The sequence below is a fragment of the Faunimonas pinastri genome (genome assembly GCF_900110915.1).
In the GTDB taxonomy this organism is placed as follows: Bacteria; Pseudomonadota; Alphaproteobacteria; order Rhizobiales; family Afifellaceae; genus Faunimonas; species Faunimonas pinastri.
On record NZ_FOFG01000016.1, the window covers coordinates 23081 to 39909 of the forward strand.

The following is a 16829-nucleotide window of genomic DNA, read 5'->3' on the forward strand; positions in this document are numbered from 1 at the left end:
CCCGGCGTCGGCGGTGCGCGGCCTAGTAGCTGCCGGCCGCCGCCGTCCCGCCGCCGACAATGGCGATGCCGTTGCTGGTGCCGATGCGGGTGGCCCCGGCCTCGATCATGCCAAGCGCATCGTCGCGGTTGCGCACGCCGCCGGAAGCCTTCACGCCGGCGCGGTCACCGACGGTCCGCCGCATCAGGGCGATATCCTGCGCGGTCGCGCCGGACTTGCCGAAGCCGGTGGAGGTCTTCACGAAATCGGCTCCGGCTTCGACGGAGAGCCGGCACGCCGTTTCCTTTTCCGCAACGGTCAGGAGGCAGGTTTCAAAGATCACCTTGAGCACGCGCTCGCCGCACGCCTGCTTCACCGCCGCGATATCGGCGCGCACGCGGTCGAGGTCGCCGTCCTTGAGGCCGCCGATGTCGAGCACCATGTCGATCTCGTCCGCGCCGGAGGCGATCGCGTCCCGCGTTTCCGCCACTTTCGCGACCGTGCTCATGGCGCCCAGCGGAAAGCCGATCACCACGCAGGTCTTCACGGCAGAGCCCTGCAGCCGTTCCGCGACTGCCCTGGCATGCACGCCGTTGACGCAGACGGAGAAGAAGCCGTGCTCGACGGCTTCGTCGCAGACGCGGAGAATGTCGGCGCGAAGCGCGTCGGGCTTGAGAAGCGTGTGATCGATGAAGCGGGCGAGAGCGCCCGCGCCGGGTGAAATCTTCTGGAGCATTCGGGTCCCTGGGGATCGCTGACGCGGCACGGATCGGTGCTGCGCCGGACCGATCTACAGGTTCCCTCGCTGACAGCCAACCTGAATGGTGCAGTGCGGGATAAGGCCGCGCGACAAAGGTCGGCGCGGCAAACTTCGGCGGTCAGCGCGTGCGGTTTGTCGTCTGCGCGATGGCGTTAAGGCCGCGAAGCGCCTCGGTGGAATAGCCGGTCTTGGCGACGGCCATGAAGATCTTCTGGGCGTCGCGGTAGCGGCCGAGATGATAATAGGACCAGCCGCGCACCATCAGGAGATCGTTCTGCTCGGGCGCGTACTGGGCGCGGTTCTGCAGCGCGATGATCGCCTCGTTGTAGCGTCCGTCCTGGTAAGCCGACAGCGCGCGCTGCGTGATGATCGCGACGGAAAGCTCGGTCCCGCGGTTGCCCTGCAGCGGCACGGCGGAGGCCGCGACGGCGGCTTCGCTGGTCAGGCCCTTGCGGAGGTAAGCCAAGCTCTTGCCGTAGGCGGCGTCCTGCGCCGTCTGGCCGCTGCCGGTGCGCATCGCCACGTCGAAGGCCGCGATCGCCTCCATCGGTCGGCTGAGCTGCATCAGGCACCAGCCCTGCGTCAGCGCCGCCTGGGCGGAAAGCTTGCCGGATTCCGCGCTGACGGAGCCGCACTGGCCGCCGGAAGGCGTGGCGGCGCCGGTCTGCTGAGGTTCGGGAGCGACCGTTGCCTGGGCGGAAGCCTGCTGGACGGGTTCGCGACGCGCCGGGCGACGCTCGACCGCGACCTCGTGGGCCGTTTCCAGAGACGGAGCGGCGGCGGAGGACGAGGGGGCGGAGGACGAGGGGGCGGATGCGCCCCGGCGACCGCGCGGGGCGGGCGTAGCCTGCGGCGCGAGCGCGGCGATGCGCGGCGACGTAGCCCCCCATTGCCGGATCATCGCGTCGAGCTTGGCCGTGTCCCGCCGCTGCTGCGCGCAGAGCGCCAGGCCGTAGGCGGAGGGCTCATCGTCCGGCTTCCATCCCAGAGCCGTGGTGAACCAGACTTCCGCGGTTGCCACCTGGTTGCCGTTATAGGCGTACCAGCCGAGCGCCTGCGCTCCCTGCGCATCCTTCTGCTGCACGACGAAGGGCGCCATGTGCGCCAATGTCTCGGCGTTCAGCGCAACCGGCGGATCGGCGGTCAGCAGTGCCGTGATCACGTCGGCATAAGCCTTGCGATTATCGTCGGAGCGGTCGTGCCATTCATAGGCGACCGGCTCGGCTTCCTGCGCACGACCCAGCGCGGTGAGGCTGCGGACATAGCCTTCCGCCGCCTTGGGGCTGTCGTTGCGTTCGCGCGCCAGCTTGAAGAAGTCCAGCGCATCCTGCGGCTGGTTGTGGCGATAGAGATACCAGCCGGCGAGCAGCGCGTCGTCGGCGCTCTGGCCGTCGCGGGCGAGACGCTCCACCCGCTTCACATCGTCGGCGGAGACGGTGATGGAGGGATCTTCGGCCGCCTTGCCGACCCGACGGCGGGCGAGATCGTCGCGGATCGCCTCGAATTCACCCTGGCCGTTGGCGTCCTTGTGTTCGTACTGCAGAAGTCCGTTGACCATGTCGTCGGGCAGCAGCGCGAGAGCCTTCTGCATGGTGGCGAGTCGCTCGGGCGGATTGGGGCAGCTCTTCAGGATGTAGATATAGGCGTCGCGCGCCCGGTCGTTGCGGTTGGTGCGCGAGAAGGCTTCCGCCACGCGCCAGAGCGTGTCGACGTCGGCGCAGGTGAGAAGCGCCGGGTTCTGGCTGGCCAGCGTGATGACCGAGCCCCATTGACCGGCATCGGCGGAGTTCGCGATGCGCTGGCGGGCTTCCGCCGCGTCGAGCCGAGCGATCAGGTCCGCCGGCGGCTTCCAGTTGGGATCGGCCGCACTGCGAGCCGCGATGGCGCTGCGCACGTCGCCGTATTTGCCGGCGGCGTAGAGCTTCCACATGCGGTCCAGCTCGGGGTCGCCCACCTGGGCCGGCTCGTTGAAGTTCGTCGGCGGCACCCAGTTGGGATAAAGCGCGCGCAGGCGCGCGATTTCGGCCCGCAGCCGCTTCTGGTCGCCTTGCTGGGCGAAATAGCGCAGGGCGGTTTCGTCGACCTTGGGCCCCCCCGCATTCTGGGCGGCGTTGCCGGCAGGCGATGAGGCGAGATTGCCGTTGGCGGCGGGCGCAGTCGCCGGGGCGGTCGGCGCAGGGGACGTCGTGGAAGCAGCGGCCTGGAGAGTGGAGGGGGAGGCGCCGGGCAGCGCGCCCTGCGCTTCCGCATAGCCGAAAATCGGCGCTGCCGGCCGATGGGTCGCCTCGGGGCTGTGCGTCAGCACCTGCTGCGCCACCGCCAGAGCCGAAGCCCCCATCGCTGCCGCCAGCAATGTCGCCTTCAGAGACATTGTGGATAGGCTTGCCCGACCAGCCCCAGGCTAAGCAGCTGAAGCGTGGACGGGTAATAATTGGTGGGTTGGAACTGGCGCAGATCGTCGGGGATGCGCGTGCCGTTCAGGGCGCACGCCATCAGCGCCGGGAGAATGCGGTATCCCGGATCCGTCAACATGGCGGCGGTCTTCCCCGTCTGGAGATTGACCACTGCCGGCGTTCCGGAATTTACCTGCATCCAGTTCCGTCCAATGGCAGACAACCTCTGCGAATCCGCTGATCCGCTCCGCAAGAGGTAAAGAGGTATCCTTAACGAATTGTAACCGAACTGGATGGGGAAGCCACTGGCGGGGGCGGGTGATCCCCCTTTGAGGGATATCCACTCGGATGGCATCGCGGTCGGTCCGAAGCGGGATTTCCCAATCAAATCAAGGCCGGAGGCCGAAAGCGCGGCCCAATCCGTGTCCGGATCGAGCTCCGCGAGGACCGGCAGCGCCTCGAACACCCAGTAAGAAAGGTTAACGACGGGGCCGTCGGCCCGCTCCTGGGGCGTAAACCCTTCCACGCCGGGCAGAAGGATCGTGCGGCCGCCGATCTTGCGCACGACGTTCTTGCCGATCGCCTTCGCCAGCGTCTGCGCCGCCTGAAGGTAGCGCTGATCGCCCCAGGCCCTTCCGGCGAGCGCCAGCGAGTAGGCGATCAGGATGTCGCCGTCGCTGGCGTCGTTCACGTCGGTCACGTGCGGCGTCTTCGAAGGCTCCCAGCGCCAGGCGGCGAGGCCGTCGTCCCGGATCATCAGTTCGGTGAGGGTGAACGTCCAGATCCGCTCAAAGGCGACCCGGTCACCGGCGGAGAACGCCAGCAGCAAGCCATAGCCCTGGCCTTCGCTGTGGCTGATGCCGCCATTCGCATCGTCGACGATGCGGCCGCTCTGGTCCACGAAATGGGACTGGTAGGACTGCCAGTCGGCCGGGCTCACCGTGCCGGCCGGCGAAATCGACGCTGCCGAAGCAAGGGGAGAGACCACAGCCATCACCAATGTCGCGAGAAGAAAGCTGAGGCGAAATCGCATGTCGGTGTCCTGATTAAGTGCGCCTGCCCATCAGTTTCAGCAGCGCCGCCGTCGAGATTCCCAACACCACGCAGAATCCGGCGAGCACGAGAGCATAGGCCACGATGTTCATGGAAAGCCAGTTTGCGGCGATCAGGCGGAGATTGCTGAAGCCGAGGGGCTGCGTCGGCAGGAAGATGTACGAGGCGACGGGCAGCACGTCCACGCGCCGGGTGGAGGTGCGGTAGGCGGTGAGGCGGCCGCCGACCTGCGACCAGAGATCCGGCGCGGTGATCTCGGCGAGGCCGCCGACGAGCTGTTCCTGCGTGCCGGCCGTGATCAGTGTCCACGGCACGGTCCGGTCGGGATTGAGACCCTGCGCGATGACGAGCGTCGTCTGCGGCGAGGGCTGGAACGGCACGATCGGCGGAGCGCCGAGCCGCAGCGACGAGGCCGAGATGTCGAAGGTCTGCTTGAACCAGTTCTCGAAGCGCGTGATGCTGCCGATGATCGCCCCGCCATTCACCTGGCCTTGCCAGCGCGCCAGGATATCGGCGTTGCTGGTGCCGGAAAGGGCGCCTTGGTTGGCGGCGGTCTGCCCGTTGCCCTGCTCCTGGCGATTGCGGAAATCCTGCAGGACGGAATCGTAGGGTCGGGCTTCCGGCGAATTCGGCACCGAGGCGGGCGCAGCCGGCCACGACGCGCGGGCGCTTTCCGCAACGCCGGCGACGGGCAGGATGCCCTGCGGCAGCTGGCCGGCCGAGCCGAGGAAGATGGCGGGGCGGTTGCCGACCGCATTGGCACCCACGGAGCTGTCGACCGAGAGCACGCGGCCGGCGTCATGCGCCATGCGCGCAAGCAGGGTCGCCGCCGCCGAGTAGCTCGGAAGATCGTGCCGACCGAGCACCAGCGCGATGGAGGACGCGGTGAGATTGTAGGGAAAGGCGGTGCCGGAAAGGCCGGAGAGGTCCGGCGTACGGCCGATGCGCGCGAAGTTCGGCATGTCGAGCGAGGTCGTGTTGAACAGCACGAAGCGGCTGTCGCCGGGCAACGTCGCGCCCGGCGCGCATTCCTCGTCGGATTGCGTGCGCAGGATCGCCTCGATCGCGATCTGGTTCAGGCCGGGCTTGAAGTTGCGCAGCGGCACCTTGACGGGGAAGTGCCGGAAAATGCCCCCGCCACTGGAGGTGATCGGTACGGTGGAGGCGATCTGCCCGTTCACGTAGATGTCGACATGGCTGCCCGGCAGCACCGCGGCCGTATAGGCCGCGTCCAGGTGGACAAGCGTGATGCCGTAGGCCTGCGCGTAGAAATCGGAGGGAACGCCCACCGCGAACTCCGTCCGGAAGCGGCGACCGGAGAATTCCTGCGTCGGCACTTCCACGTCCGCCAGGCTGACGCTGCCCTTCTGGGCGATGAACGGCGCATCCGGCGCCTGATAGGGAGCCGTGTCCAAGGCGTTGCGCGGCGCGCCGATGGGGCGCGAAACGCCGGCCGCGAGCTGTTCGATGCCCGCGTCGATGTCGGACCAGTTCGGCCCCGATATCACCAGCGCTTGTCCGCCGAGGCGCGGCTCGTCGACATAGCCGATAAAGGAGTGGGCGCTGGCTTCGGCCGGAGGCGAGGACAGCAGGTTGCCGATCTCCGTCCCGGTGCCGACGACGACGTTCAGCGTGCCGGGTCCGCCGGGCGCCGGGAGAGTGCCGGTCACGACCACCACGGGATGCGGAAAGCGGGCCCGCAGCGATATGGCCTGCACGGTGCGAAGCAGGCGGTCACCGACCACGGGCTGCTCGCCGCTCGGCGCGATGATGCGCACCGTGGTGATGCCGTCGGCATCCATGCCCACGGCTGGGAGGTCGTCCAGCGTCCGCAGCGTCTGGGTGCGGCCGCCGTTCAGGACCAGTCCCGTGCTCTTGGGGTCGATGTCGGTCCACAGATCGTAGGTGGAGGGGACGGTGCAGTCGGTCCGGTGGCGCTGCGTCGCCTGAAGGCGGACCGTGTTCGGGCCGGAGCGCAGCACGTTGCTGCCGACATGCGCGGTCAGCTTGGAAATCCCGTTGCCGGACGCCAGCGGCGTGTCGAGCACCTGCACGTCGTTGATCAGGACCTGGAGGCGGGAGGCCTCCGGCATGTCGAAGATGGCATTCTGGTAGCCGATATTCAGGTCGGCGCCCTGTGCCGCCTCGTCGCCGGTCAGGAACACAGACCAGGCTCGGGAAGCGGTCTCGCCGTTCAGCCGCAGCTTGGGATCGGGCAGGATGAAACGGTTGATCGCAGTGGCCGAACCGGGGGCGCCGGTCCGGGCCGGCACCGCGTTTCCAGCCGGCGCGTTCGGACGTGGCGGGACCGCCGATTGCATCGGGATCGCCGACGGGGCAGGGGGCGTGCCGGTCGCCGTCGGGAATGAGGGCTGCGGCGCGGCGGGCGTCGGCTGCGCCTGCGGCGCAAGATTGAACGGCTGCGCGGCGGTGCTGTTCGGCGCGAGCTGGAACGGTGCGGAGGGCGCCGCCATCTGTCCGCCGGACTGGGCTTGCGCCGGGGCCTGAGAGGGAGCCGGAGAAGAGGATGGGGCCGCTGAGAAGGGCGGCGTGGCCGGCGTTGAGGAAGGCGACGGCTGGAAGGGCGGCGTGGCCGGTGTCGCGGAGGGCGACGCCTGGAAAGGCGGTGTCGCGGAGGGGGCCGCCGCCGGAGGGGCAGTCGTCGATGGCGCGATCGGGGCCGGCGCGGACTGCTCCTCCGGCGTCATGTCGAAGGGCGTCGCCGTCTGTGCCGTCGCCGTGCCGCCGATCGGAGCCGCGAGCGTGCCGGTGAGGGCAAGCAGAAGCGCGGCGACCCTGGGTCCGCGTCCTGCAGGGAAAGTCGAGCGCATCATTTGCCGGCAGTCGCCGCCGAAAGAGCCGGGCTTTGCGCCGGCTTGGGGCGGCGGAACAGGTAGGAGAGCCCGCGCCCGGTCTGGTAGATCGATGTGGTCAGGAACCACCAGGTGCCGCGCAGGACGCCCACATTGGTGCGCCGCGCCTCCTGGATCTTGGTCCACTGGTCGGCATTCGCGAAGACCAGGTCGGCGATCAGCTGGCGGTGCTGCGGCGTCGTCGGCATGAACTGGCAACCCAGGATCAGCCCGCCTTCCTCGTTGAAGGTATTGCGGATCACCATGGGCAGCGTCTTCACCTCCAGCGAAGAAAGGGGCTCGAAGGTGATGGACGCCGCGGCGCCCTTGACGACGTTCTGCAGATGGCCGACGGCCCGGACGCGCGCGCCGCCGATGGATACGTTCTCCACCATGGCCGGGATGGTCTGCTCGCCGAAATGGAAGCTGCACCGGCGCTGCACGTCCACGCGGTGGGACAGGCGGCGCGTGCTGCGCTCGGAAACCACGCCCAGCGAGCAGCCCGCCATGATCAGGTTCAGGATGTTCCAGGCGCCGACGACGATGGTGACATCGGCCTTGTAGGGCTGCTCGATGATCCGCCACACGGTCGCGGCGACGCCGACCAGCAGCACCGCGAAGATGATATAGAACGGCTTGCCGATCTCCGAGATGCGATCCTCGGCCAGCGACTCGCCCTTGGCCGTCACGTTGAAGGTCGGCTTGCGCGGGTTCGCGACCACCGAGAGGAGGGCCGGGAAGAGATAGACCGACTGGATGAACTCGTAGAGCTCCGACACCCAGGGCCAGCGGAACCGGCCGTAGAGGTAGTTCTGCATCAAGAGGTTCACGATCATATACGAGAAGGTATAGGCCATGAACTCGGCGCCGGAGGCCGTGAAGATTTCCAGCGAGAAGAAGAGGTAGAAAAGCGGCGCGATGAGGAACATCAGGCGCGGCAGCGGGAACAGCCAGAACAGCGTGCTCGACATGTAGCAGAGCCGCTGCCAGAGGTTCAGGCCGCGCTTTCCCGGGGGGAAGCGGAAGCGCAGGATCTGCATCATGCCCTGTGCCCAGCGGGTGCGCTGGCCGATGAACGACGCGAAGGTGTCGGGCTGCAGGCCGGCGATCAGCGGCTTGTCGACGTAAAGCGAGTGCCAGCCGCTGGAATGCAGCTCGAGCGCGGTCTCGCAATCCTCGGTGATGCTGATGCCGCTGAAGCCGTTGGTCTGCTCCAGCGCCTCGCGCCGCAGCAATGCCGCGGAGCCGCAGAAGAACGAAGCGTCCCACTTGTCGAGCCCGCGCTGGATCAGGCCGTAGAACATCTCGTTCTCCGACGGCATGAACTCGAAAGTCTGAAGGTTGCGCTCCAGCGGGTCGGGATTGATGAAGAAGTGCGGCGTCTGCACCAGGAAGAGCTTGGGATCCTGGGCGAAATAGCCGATCGTCTCCTGCAGGAAGCTGCGGGCGGGCGAATGGTCGGCGTCGAACACCACCACGATGGAGCCGTGCGAATGGTTCAGGCCGTTATTGAGATTGCCGGCCTTGGCGTGTTCGTTGCGGGCGCGCGTCAGGTAGGTGACGCCCAGTTCCTCGGCCAGCGCCGTCAACTCGGCCCGGCGTTCCTGCGCGGCCACCGCCGTCGCCACGTCCGGTGAGTTGCACTTCTGGTCCGAGCCGCCGTCGTCGAGGAGCCAGACCTTGAACTTGTCGGTCGGGTAATCCATCGCCTTGGCCGCCGCCAGCGTCATCGTCAGGAGCTCGGCATCCTCGTTGTAGGTGGGCACGAAGATATCGACGAAGGGAATGTTCTCGGGGTCGATCGGCGGCGCGACGCGCTTCGGCAGCGGGCTGGACACGACGAAGAGGCTGACGAACAGCATGAAGACGCTGTACATCTCGCCGCAATAGAGCATGAAGCCCGGAATGAAGTTCGCCGGCTCGTTCAGCGGCGGCAGCGTGCTGGTCGTGCGCCAGTAGACGTAGCGAAGGACGATGGCGGTGCCGAGGGCCAGCGCGATCAGCCGGAAATTGCCTTCCGGCTTCATCATCTTGAGGATGATCATCGTGGCGACCACGAGGATGCCGATGATCAGGTGGGCCTGCAGGTTGATCGGCAGGGTGATGATCAGCATCACTGCGGCGGCAGCGAGTGCCCAGAGCAATACCAGCGCTGCCTTCTTCATCCGTTCAGCCCCTAGTGAGCCTGGGCCAGAGCGGCACAGGAAACACGCGATATTCGAGACGGTGAATAGGACCGGATTAGCTTAACGGTCGGTGTTTAACTGAAATCACGATCGGTTTTGGTATCGAAATTCTTATTGGCCCCCCACATTGGAGGGGGGAAGAGGTACAACGGGATAATTCTGCCCGGCCGGCGCGCGGCCCGTCAATGCGGGGGAGGGTGCGGCAGATGCGGCAGGCGCGGCGGTTCTGGGCGCCGTTGCCCGCGGCGCTGTCGTCCTGGGTGCTGTCGTCCTGGATACGGACGGCCGAGCCGGGGCCGCGGCGGTGGCCACCGGCGCCATCGAAGCGGGGACCATCGCGGCCGGAGTCGGCGGCAGCGGTGCGGCGAACATGTCGGCAGCCGGAGCGCCGACACCGGCAGGCGCGATCGGCGTCGGAGCTGCCGGCATGATCGGCGGATAATTGCCATGCATGGTGCCGGGAGCGGGTGCCGCCGCCTGCGGCATCACCGAGCCCGTCGTGGGCGGCACCGGCACGATCGGCGCCTGCATCGCCGGCGCCGGCGCGCCGGGTCCCATGGGCGTCATCATGCCGGGGGACGGCGTCATCGTCTTGGGGTCCGGCGTGGGCTCGGCGGGTTGCGGCCGCGCGCGCCGCACCGGCTGCTCGTCGCCATGCACCGTGTTGGCCGGCAGGCGGATCGTGGAGGTCGGCATTCCGGGCGCGGGCTTGGCCGTCGGGTAGACGCTGGCGCCGGCCACGCCGAGTTCGGGCGCGGGCGGCAGCGGCGAACCGTAGGGGTTCCAGGTCGGCGACAGGAAATAGGCGTTGATGCTGTAGCCGTACATCAATTGCAGCAGCGAGATTTCCGTGGCGCCCGGCTCGCAAAGCCGCACGCGCACGGCGACCGAGCCCTGGCTGGTGAAGGAGCCGGTCACCGAGCCCACGCGCTGCCAGGCGAACATGCAGAGTTCACCGCCGCCCGGCTGGCCCAGCGCATAGCCGAACGGGCCGTACTGGTTCTGCACGTAGTTCGGCGACTTCGTCATCGCCACGTTGGGCAGCAGGCGCCGCATTTCCTTGCTGATCGAGGACGGCGACAGCCGGTCGTCGGTGGCGACGTTCTCCGCGCTGGTACGCTGCGCCACCGGGCCGAACACCGTCACCTCGATGACGTTCTGTCCGGGAAAGCGGGAGCGGGTGGTCAGCGCGATTTCCTGCGTCAGCGCATTCGCGTTGCGGCGCTCGATCACGCCGACGATGCCCGGACCTCCCGGGGGCGGGGAAATATAAGCCTGGGCCGGCTGGATCTCGATGGCCTGATGGGCGATCTCCGGGTCCTGCGCACCGGAGGCGCAAGCTCCGAGCAGGCCGGCGGCGACCGCGACCGGCAGAAGGCGGCTCGCAGCGGAAAGGCGGCTCGGCGAGAAGTTCTTCCGTGTCATTCGAGCCGTCTGCTCCGGCGCTTTCTTGTTCTCACCCGGAAATCTGCACAAGGCCGGGACTCACGAAGCGAATCCCGCTTCGAATCAGTTCCCCAGATAAGCGCTGCTGCGGCATCAAAAATCAACTCGCATGCTGCCGTCGGCGATTGGGCGTTGCAGATGCACCACAGGTTGAGAGAAGTTGATTTTGCGACGGTTCTTCTTGGCGCCGGCGGAGGCTGATCTGTCGCGCCTTCGGCGTCCGCTCACCGGCGATGCCGTCTGCCGGCCTCAAGATGGGAGCGGAACAATCGCCATTTGTTGAAGCGGTTCTCCGTCGCACGTTTATCCATCTCATTGACTTTAGAACCGCTCGAAAATACGGCTTAATAGATTGCGGGCTACGGGGCCCGCTCCTGCCTTCGAAGGAGGGTATTCATGAATATGGAACTCTCGCGGCGCAGCTTCTTGAAAGTTGCGGGTGCGGGCGTTGCAGGAACGACTCTCGGGTCGATGGGCTTCGGCGATGCCGAAGCGGCGGTTGCGGCGCATGTGCGTCCGTTCAAGCTCGCAACCACGACCGAGACACGCAACACCTGTACTTACTGCTCGGTTGCCTGTGGCATCCTGATTTACTCCAAGGGCGACGTCCGCAAGGGCGAAACCGCCGTCATCACTCATATCGAGGGCGATGCGGATCACCCGACGAACCGCGGCACGCTCTGCCCCAAGGGCGCGGCGCTCAAGGACTTCGTCCACGCCCCGACGCGCCTGAAGTATCCGATGATCCGCAAGGCGGGCACGGACAAGTTCGAGCGCGCTTCCTGGGATCAGGCGCTGGATCGCATCGCCCGTCTCATGAAGGACGACCGCGACGCGAACTTCATCGCGAAGAACGAGAAGGGCGTCCCGGTCAACCGCTGGACGACCGTCGGCTTCCTCGCCGCTTCCGCAACCTCCAACGAGACCGCTTACGCGACCTACAAGGTCGTGCGCAGCGCAGGTATCGTAGCATTCGATAATCAGGCGCGCGTCTGACACGGCCCCACGGTGTCCAGTTTGGGCCCAACATTTGGCCGTGGCGCGATGACGAACGCCTGGACCGACATCAAGAACAGCGATCTTGTTGTCGTGATGGGCGGCAATGCCGCAGAAGCGCATCCTTGCGGATTTAAATGGGTCACGGAGGCGAAAGCCCACCGCGGCGCGAAGCTTATCGTCGTGGATCCGCGTTACACGCGCACCGCGTCGGTGGCGGACTATTATGCTCCGATCCGGCAGGGCACGGACATCGCGTTCCTCAATGGCGTGATCAAGTACTGCATCGACAACGACAAGGTGCAGTGGGAGTACACGAAGAACTTCACGAACGCCGCCTACATCGTGAAGGACGGCTTCGGATATAAAGACGGCCTGTTCACCGGCTACGACGAGACCAAACGCGACTACGACCGGTCGTCGTGGGACTACGTCATCGGTGACGATGGGTTCGCGGTGGTCGATATGACGCTGCAGCATCCGCGCTGCGTCTGGAACCTGCTGAAAGAGCACGTCTCGATCTATACGCCCGAGATGGTGGAGAGAATCTGCGGCACGCCCAAGGATAAATTCCTGAAGGTGGCCGAGATGATGGCCGAGTGCTCCTCGCCGACCAAGAACATGACGTCGATGTACGCGCTCGGCTGGACGCAGCATTCCAGCGGTTCGCAGAACATCCGCACCATGGCGATGCTCCAGCTCATCCTGGGCAATATCGGCGTGCGCGGCGGCGGCATGAACGCGCTTCGCGGGCATTCCAACATCCAGGGCCTGACCGATATCGGTCTGCTGTCGCACCTCCTTCCGGGCTATCTCAATATCCCGACCGAAAAGGAAGTCGACTTCCCGACCTATATGAGCACGCGCGGCTTCAAGCCTCTCCGGCCGGGCCAGACGAGCTATTGGCAGAACTACAAGAAGTTCTTCGTGAGCTTCCAGAAGGCGATGTGGGGTGCTGCGGCGACGCCGGAGAACAACTTCGCCTACGACTATCTGCCCAAGCTCGACGTGCCGGCCTACGACGTGCTCCGCATCTTCGAGATGATGGATGAGGGCAAGGTCAACGGCTACTTCTGCCAGGGCTTCAACCCTGTGCTGGCCTTCCCCAACCGGGGCAAGATCACGCGGTCTCTGTCCAAGCTGAAGTGGCTGGTCACCATGGACCCGCTGGAGACGGAAACGTCTCACTTCTGGGAGAACCACGGCGACTACAACGACGTCGACACGGCTTCCATCCAGACGGAAGTGATCCAGCTGCCGACCACCTGCTTTGCGGAAGAGGAGGGTTCGCTCACCAATTCCGGCCGGTGGATCCAGTGGCATTGGCCGGCGGGTTCGCCTCCGGGCGAAGCGCAGCACGACAACTGGATCATGGGGCAGATCTTCCTGCGGATGCGCGAACTCTACCGCAAGGAAGGCGGCGCGTTCCCGGATCCGATTCTGAACCTGTCGTGGGACTACGCCAACCCGCAGGAGCCGACCGCCGAGGAACTCGCCAAGGAGATCAACGGCCGGGCGATCACGCAGCTCACCGATCCCACCGACCCGACAAAGGTGCAGGTCGAGGCCGGCAAGCTGCTCGTGAACTTCTCGCAGCTTCGCGATGACGGCTCCACCTCGTCGGGCTGCTGGATCTATTCCGGCTGCTGGAACGAGCACGGCAACAACATGGCCCGCCGCGACAACCACGATCCGGACGACACCGGCGCGTACCTCAACTGGACCTTTGCCTGGCCGCTCAACCGCCGCACGCTCTATAACCGGGCTTCGGCGGACATGAACGGCAAGCCTTGGGATCCGGCCCGCAAGATCATCGAGTGGGACGGCTCCAAGTGGTCGGGCTACGACGTGCCGGATATCGCTCCGACCGCGAAGCCGCAGGATGTCGGGCCGTTCATCATGAACCAGGAAGGCGTTTCCCGCCTGTTCGCCCGGGGCCTGATGCGTGATGGGCCGTTCCCGGCGCATTACGAGCCGTTCGAAACGCCGATCCCCAACGTGCTCAACCCGAAGATCCGCGGCAATCCGGTTGCCCGCGTGTTCCAGAATGATGTGAAGCAGTTCGGCACGGCCGACGAGTTCCCCTATGCGGCGACCTCGTACCGGCTCACCGAGCACTTCCATTACTGGACCAAGCACAACCCGGTGAACGCGGCGCTCCAGCCCGAATTCTTTGTCGAGATCTCCGAAGAACTCGCCAAGGAAAAGGGCATCGAGCTGGGCGGCTGGGTTCGCGTCTGGTCCAAGCGCGGGTCGATCAAGGCGAAGGCCGTGGTCACCAAGCGCATCCGGCCGCTGATGTGCGACGGCAAGGCCGTCCATGTGGTGGGCATTCCGCTGCACTGGGGCTTCATGGGCGCGGCGAAGAAGGGCTTCGGCCCGAACTCGCTCACCCCGTTCGTCGGTGACGCCAATATCGAGACGCCGGAATACAAGGCGTTCCTCGTCAACATCGAGCCGACCACGGCGCCGGTGGGGGTCTGAAATGATGGATAGTCCTCGCACGGCGGTCAGCAATCCGCCAATCCAGCCGATGGACAGCAACCTGGGCGAGCGCGATCTCATTCGTCGCTCGGCCACGGCCAGCCTGCCCAAGCCGGAACGTCAGCTGACGCCCGTCGCCAAGCTGATCGACGTCTCCAAGTGCATCGGCTGCAAGGCGTGCCAGTCCGCCTGCATCGAGTGGAACGACACGCATCCCGCCGTCGGCGAGAACGTGGGCGTCTACACCAACCCGCATGATCTCTCCGAGAACATGTTCACGCTGATGCGGTTCACCGAGTGGGTGAATCCCGAGACCGACAATCTGGAGTGGCTGATCCGCAAGGACGGCTGCATGCACTGCTCCGACCCGGGCTGTCTCAAGGCCTGCCCGGCCCCCGGCGCGATCGTGCAGTACTCCAACGGCATCGTGGATTTCGTCCATGAGAACTGCATCGGCTGCGGATATTGCGTGAAGGGTTGCCCCTTCAACATCCCCCGCATCTCCAAGACGGACCGGCGCGCCTACAAGTGCACGCTCTGCTCCGACCGCGTCGCGGTCGGGCAGGGGCCGGCCTGTGCCAAGGCATGTCCGACCCAGGCCATCGTCTTCGGCACCAAGGAGGACATGAAGAAGCACGCGGACGAGCGCATCGCCGACCTCAAGTCGCGCGGCTACGCCAATGCGGGCCTCTACGATCCTCCCGGCGTCGGCGGGACGCATGTGATGTATGTGCTGCATCACAACGACAAGCCGCATATCTATGCCGACCTGCCGGACCAGCCGAAGATCTCGGCCGTCGTCCAGTCCTGGAAGGGCGTCACAAAATATGCCGGTCTCGCGGTGATGGGGCTGGCGGCTGCCGGCAGCATCCTGCACGGTATCCTCGGCAAGCCGAACCGGGTGACGGATGAGGATGAGGAAGGCGCGGAGAAGCTGACGTCCAATCCGTCCGCGACTGATCCGGGTGCCGACGGCCACCGTCCGGAGGAACGCGTCTGATGAAAGCCGAACGCGTACAGCCCGGCGATGCGATCCATCCCGGCAATCCGATCACGGTGAACCGATATGGTCCGGCCGCTCGGGCGAACCACTGGATCACGGCGGTGTCGCTGATCCTGCTGGCTCTCTCGGGCCTCGCCCTCTTCCACCCTTCGCTGTTCTTCCTGACCGGCCTCTTCGGAGGCGGCCAGAACACGCGGGCTTGGCACCCCTATATCGGGGTGGTTCTCTTCGTCAGCTTTTTCATCTTCTTCGCGCAGCTCTGGCGGGCCAACCTGCCCACCAGGACCGATGTGCAATGGCTGTCTCATGCCAAGGACATCATCGGCGGGCACGATGAAAAGCTGCCGGAAGTCGGCAAGTACAATGCGGGCCAGAAGTTCATCTTCTGGGCGATGGCGGGGCTGATCCTGCTCCTGATCGTCACCGGTGTGATTATCTGGGACCAGTATTTCGGCGCGGCGACGGCGGTGCAGACCAAGCGGTACGCGGTGCTGATCCATTCCATCTGCGCAGTGCTGATCATCTGCGTCTTCATCCTGCACGTCTATGCCGGCATCTGGACGCGGGGTACGATCCGCGCCATGACGCGGGGAACGGTGACCGGCGGCTGGGCATACCGGCACCATCGCAAGTGGCTCCGCGACCTGGCGGGCCGGGGCCGGCAAACGCCCGCAGAATGAGCCGCCCGCCGGCGACCGGCGCGGCATGACAAACGACAGGGGCGTGGCCGGTCCGGCCCGCCCACCGAGGTAAGATGTCCGATACCCATACGATTCAGCCCGATCCGTCCGCGATCGGGGGGGTGCCCAAGGCACCCTTCGCTTTGCTTCCCGACGCCTCGCGCCTGTTCGCGCGCCGTGCGGAACGCTTCGACGGCCTGGCACCAGGCAGCGACCTTGCTGCCTATCTCCATTTCCTGGCGGAGATCAGCCGCGCGCAGTCCGACATCGCGAACGACCTGCCACCTGCCGAGCCTATCCTGGCCGAGGTGACCGAACGGTCGCGAACCGGGCAGATGCCGCCGATCGACCGCTCTTCGGTGTCCGGCGGACAGGTCCGCGCCACGCTGCGCGCCCTCTTCGAGAAGGCGGACGCGATCGAGAAGCCCGAACAAGCCGCCACGGCGCTCGCCGCTCTCCGGCAGGCCGACGACGCGACGCTCGACACGCTGATCCGCGACGCGCTGTCCGACGCCATTCCGGTGGAAACGCTGGCCGCGAACCTCTTCGTCTCCGCCGGTCTGCAGGTCCACATGGCGCGCTGGGCCGGCGGTGCCGATGCCACCCGTCTGGTGCCCGTCAGCGTCGGCGTCTGCCCCGTCTGCGGCGGCAAGCCTATCGCTTCGATGGTGGTCGGCGTGATGGGAGCGGAAGGCGCGCGCTATTGCGTCTGCTCCTGCTGCGCCACGCAGTGGAACGAAGTGCGCGTGAAATGCGTGACCTGCGGCTCCACCAAGGGGGTGGGCTACCGTTCCGTTGCCGAGGACGACCGCGACGCGACCGTGAAGGCCGAGGTCTGCGACGAGTGCGGCAGCTACGTGAAGATCCTCTACGCGAACAAGAACCCGTCGCTCGATCCCGTCGCGGATGACGTGGCGAGCCTTGGCCTCGACCTCCTGATGCGCGACACGGAATACCGCCGCGCGGCGTTGAATCCCTATCTCCTGGGCTACTGATC

10 protein-coding genes are annotated in these 16829 nt (G+C 66.2%); 4 read left to right on the plus strand and 6 right to left on the minus strand.

All coding sequences use genetic code 11. From position 1 onward, the window contains the following. Positions 1 to 22: 22 nt before the first annotated feature. From deoC to bcsN, 6 genes are all read right to left on the minus strand, one after another. Positions 23 to 715, minus strand: coding sequence for a deoxyribose-phosphate aldolase (gene deoC / locus BMY25_RS17325; protein WP_092498895.1), 693 nt, complete (start codon positions 713 to 715; stop codon positions 23 to 25). A gap of 142 nt (positions 716 to 857) precedes the next feature. Further along, entirely contained in the window at positions 858 to 3110 is a 2253-nt protein-coding gene (locus BMY25_RS17330; RefSeq protein WP_143062036.1) for a hypothetical protein, read from the minus strand. Next, positions 3101 to 4165 carry a family 8 glycosyl hydrolase gene (locus tag BMY25_RS17335; RefSeq protein WP_092498899.1) on the minus strand — a complete coding sequence of 355 codons (1065 nt, stop codon included), beginning with the start codon at positions 4163 to 4165 and terminating at the stop codon, positions 3101 to 3103. The genes BMY25_RS17330 and BMY25_RS17335 overlap by 10 nt, the downstream gene beginning before the upstream one ends. A 13-nt stretch (positions 4166 to 4178) precedes the next feature. Beyond that, positions 4179 to 7019: a cellulose biosynthesis cyclic di-GMP-binding regulatory protein BcsB gene (locus BMY25_RS17340; protein WP_092498901.1), complete on the minus strand. Its 2841-nt coding sequence runs from the start codon at positions 7017 to 7019 to the stop codon at positions 4179 to 4181. Beyond that, positions 7016 to 9202 carry a UDP-forming cellulose synthase catalytic subunit gene (bcsA, locus tag BMY25_RS17345; protein WP_092498903.1) on the minus strand — a complete coding sequence of 729 codons (2187 nt, stop codon included), beginning with the start codon at positions 9200 to 9202 and terminating at the stop codon, positions 7016 to 7018. Before bcsA ends, BMY25_RS17340 begins: the two co-directional genes overlap by 4 nt. Positions 9203 to 9334: 132 nt before the next feature. Continuing rightward, the gene (gene bcsN, locus BMY25_RS17350; RefSeq protein WP_092498905.1) at positions 9335 to 10648 is read right to left on the minus strand and encodes a cellulose biosynthesis protein BcsN; all 1314 of its coding nucleotides are present in this window, start codon (positions 10646 to 10648) and stop codon (positions 9335 to 9337) included. 417 nt (positions 10649 to 11065) lie between these two features. Here bcsN and fdnG point away from each other — a divergent pair, with 417 nt between their 5' ends. The 4 genes from fdnG (at position 11066) to fdhE (ending at position 16827) form a co-directional block, all read left to right on the plus strand. Continuing rightward, a complete protein-coding gene (fdnG, locus tag BMY25_RS17360; RefSeq protein WP_143062037.1) occupies positions 11066 to 14149 on the plus strand; it encodes a formate dehydrogenase-N subunit alpha in 3084 nt (1027 codons plus the stop codon). Position 14150: 1 nt separating this feature from the next. Beyond that, complete coding sequence (gene fdxH / locus BMY25_RS17365) at positions 14151 to 15149, plus strand: formate dehydrogenase subunit beta (protein ID WP_092498911.1); 999 nt, start codon at positions 14151 to 14153, stop codon at positions 15147 to 15149. After that, positions 15149 to 15832, plus strand: a complete 684-nt coding sequence (locus tag BMY25_RS17370) for a formate dehydrogenase subunit gamma (protein ID WP_092498913.1) — start codon at positions 15149 to 15151, stop codon at positions 15830 to 15832. The genes fdxH and BMY25_RS17370 overlap by 1 nt, the downstream gene beginning before the upstream one ends. Positions 15833 to 15906: 74 nt before the next feature. Next, on the plus strand, positions 15907 to 16827 hold the full coding sequence (fdhE, locus tag BMY25_RS17375; protein ID WP_092498915.1) for a formate dehydrogenase accessory protein FdhE: 921 nt from the start codon (positions 15907 to 15909) through the stop codon (positions 16825 to 16827). Positions 16828 to 16829 lie beyond the last annotated feature (2 nt).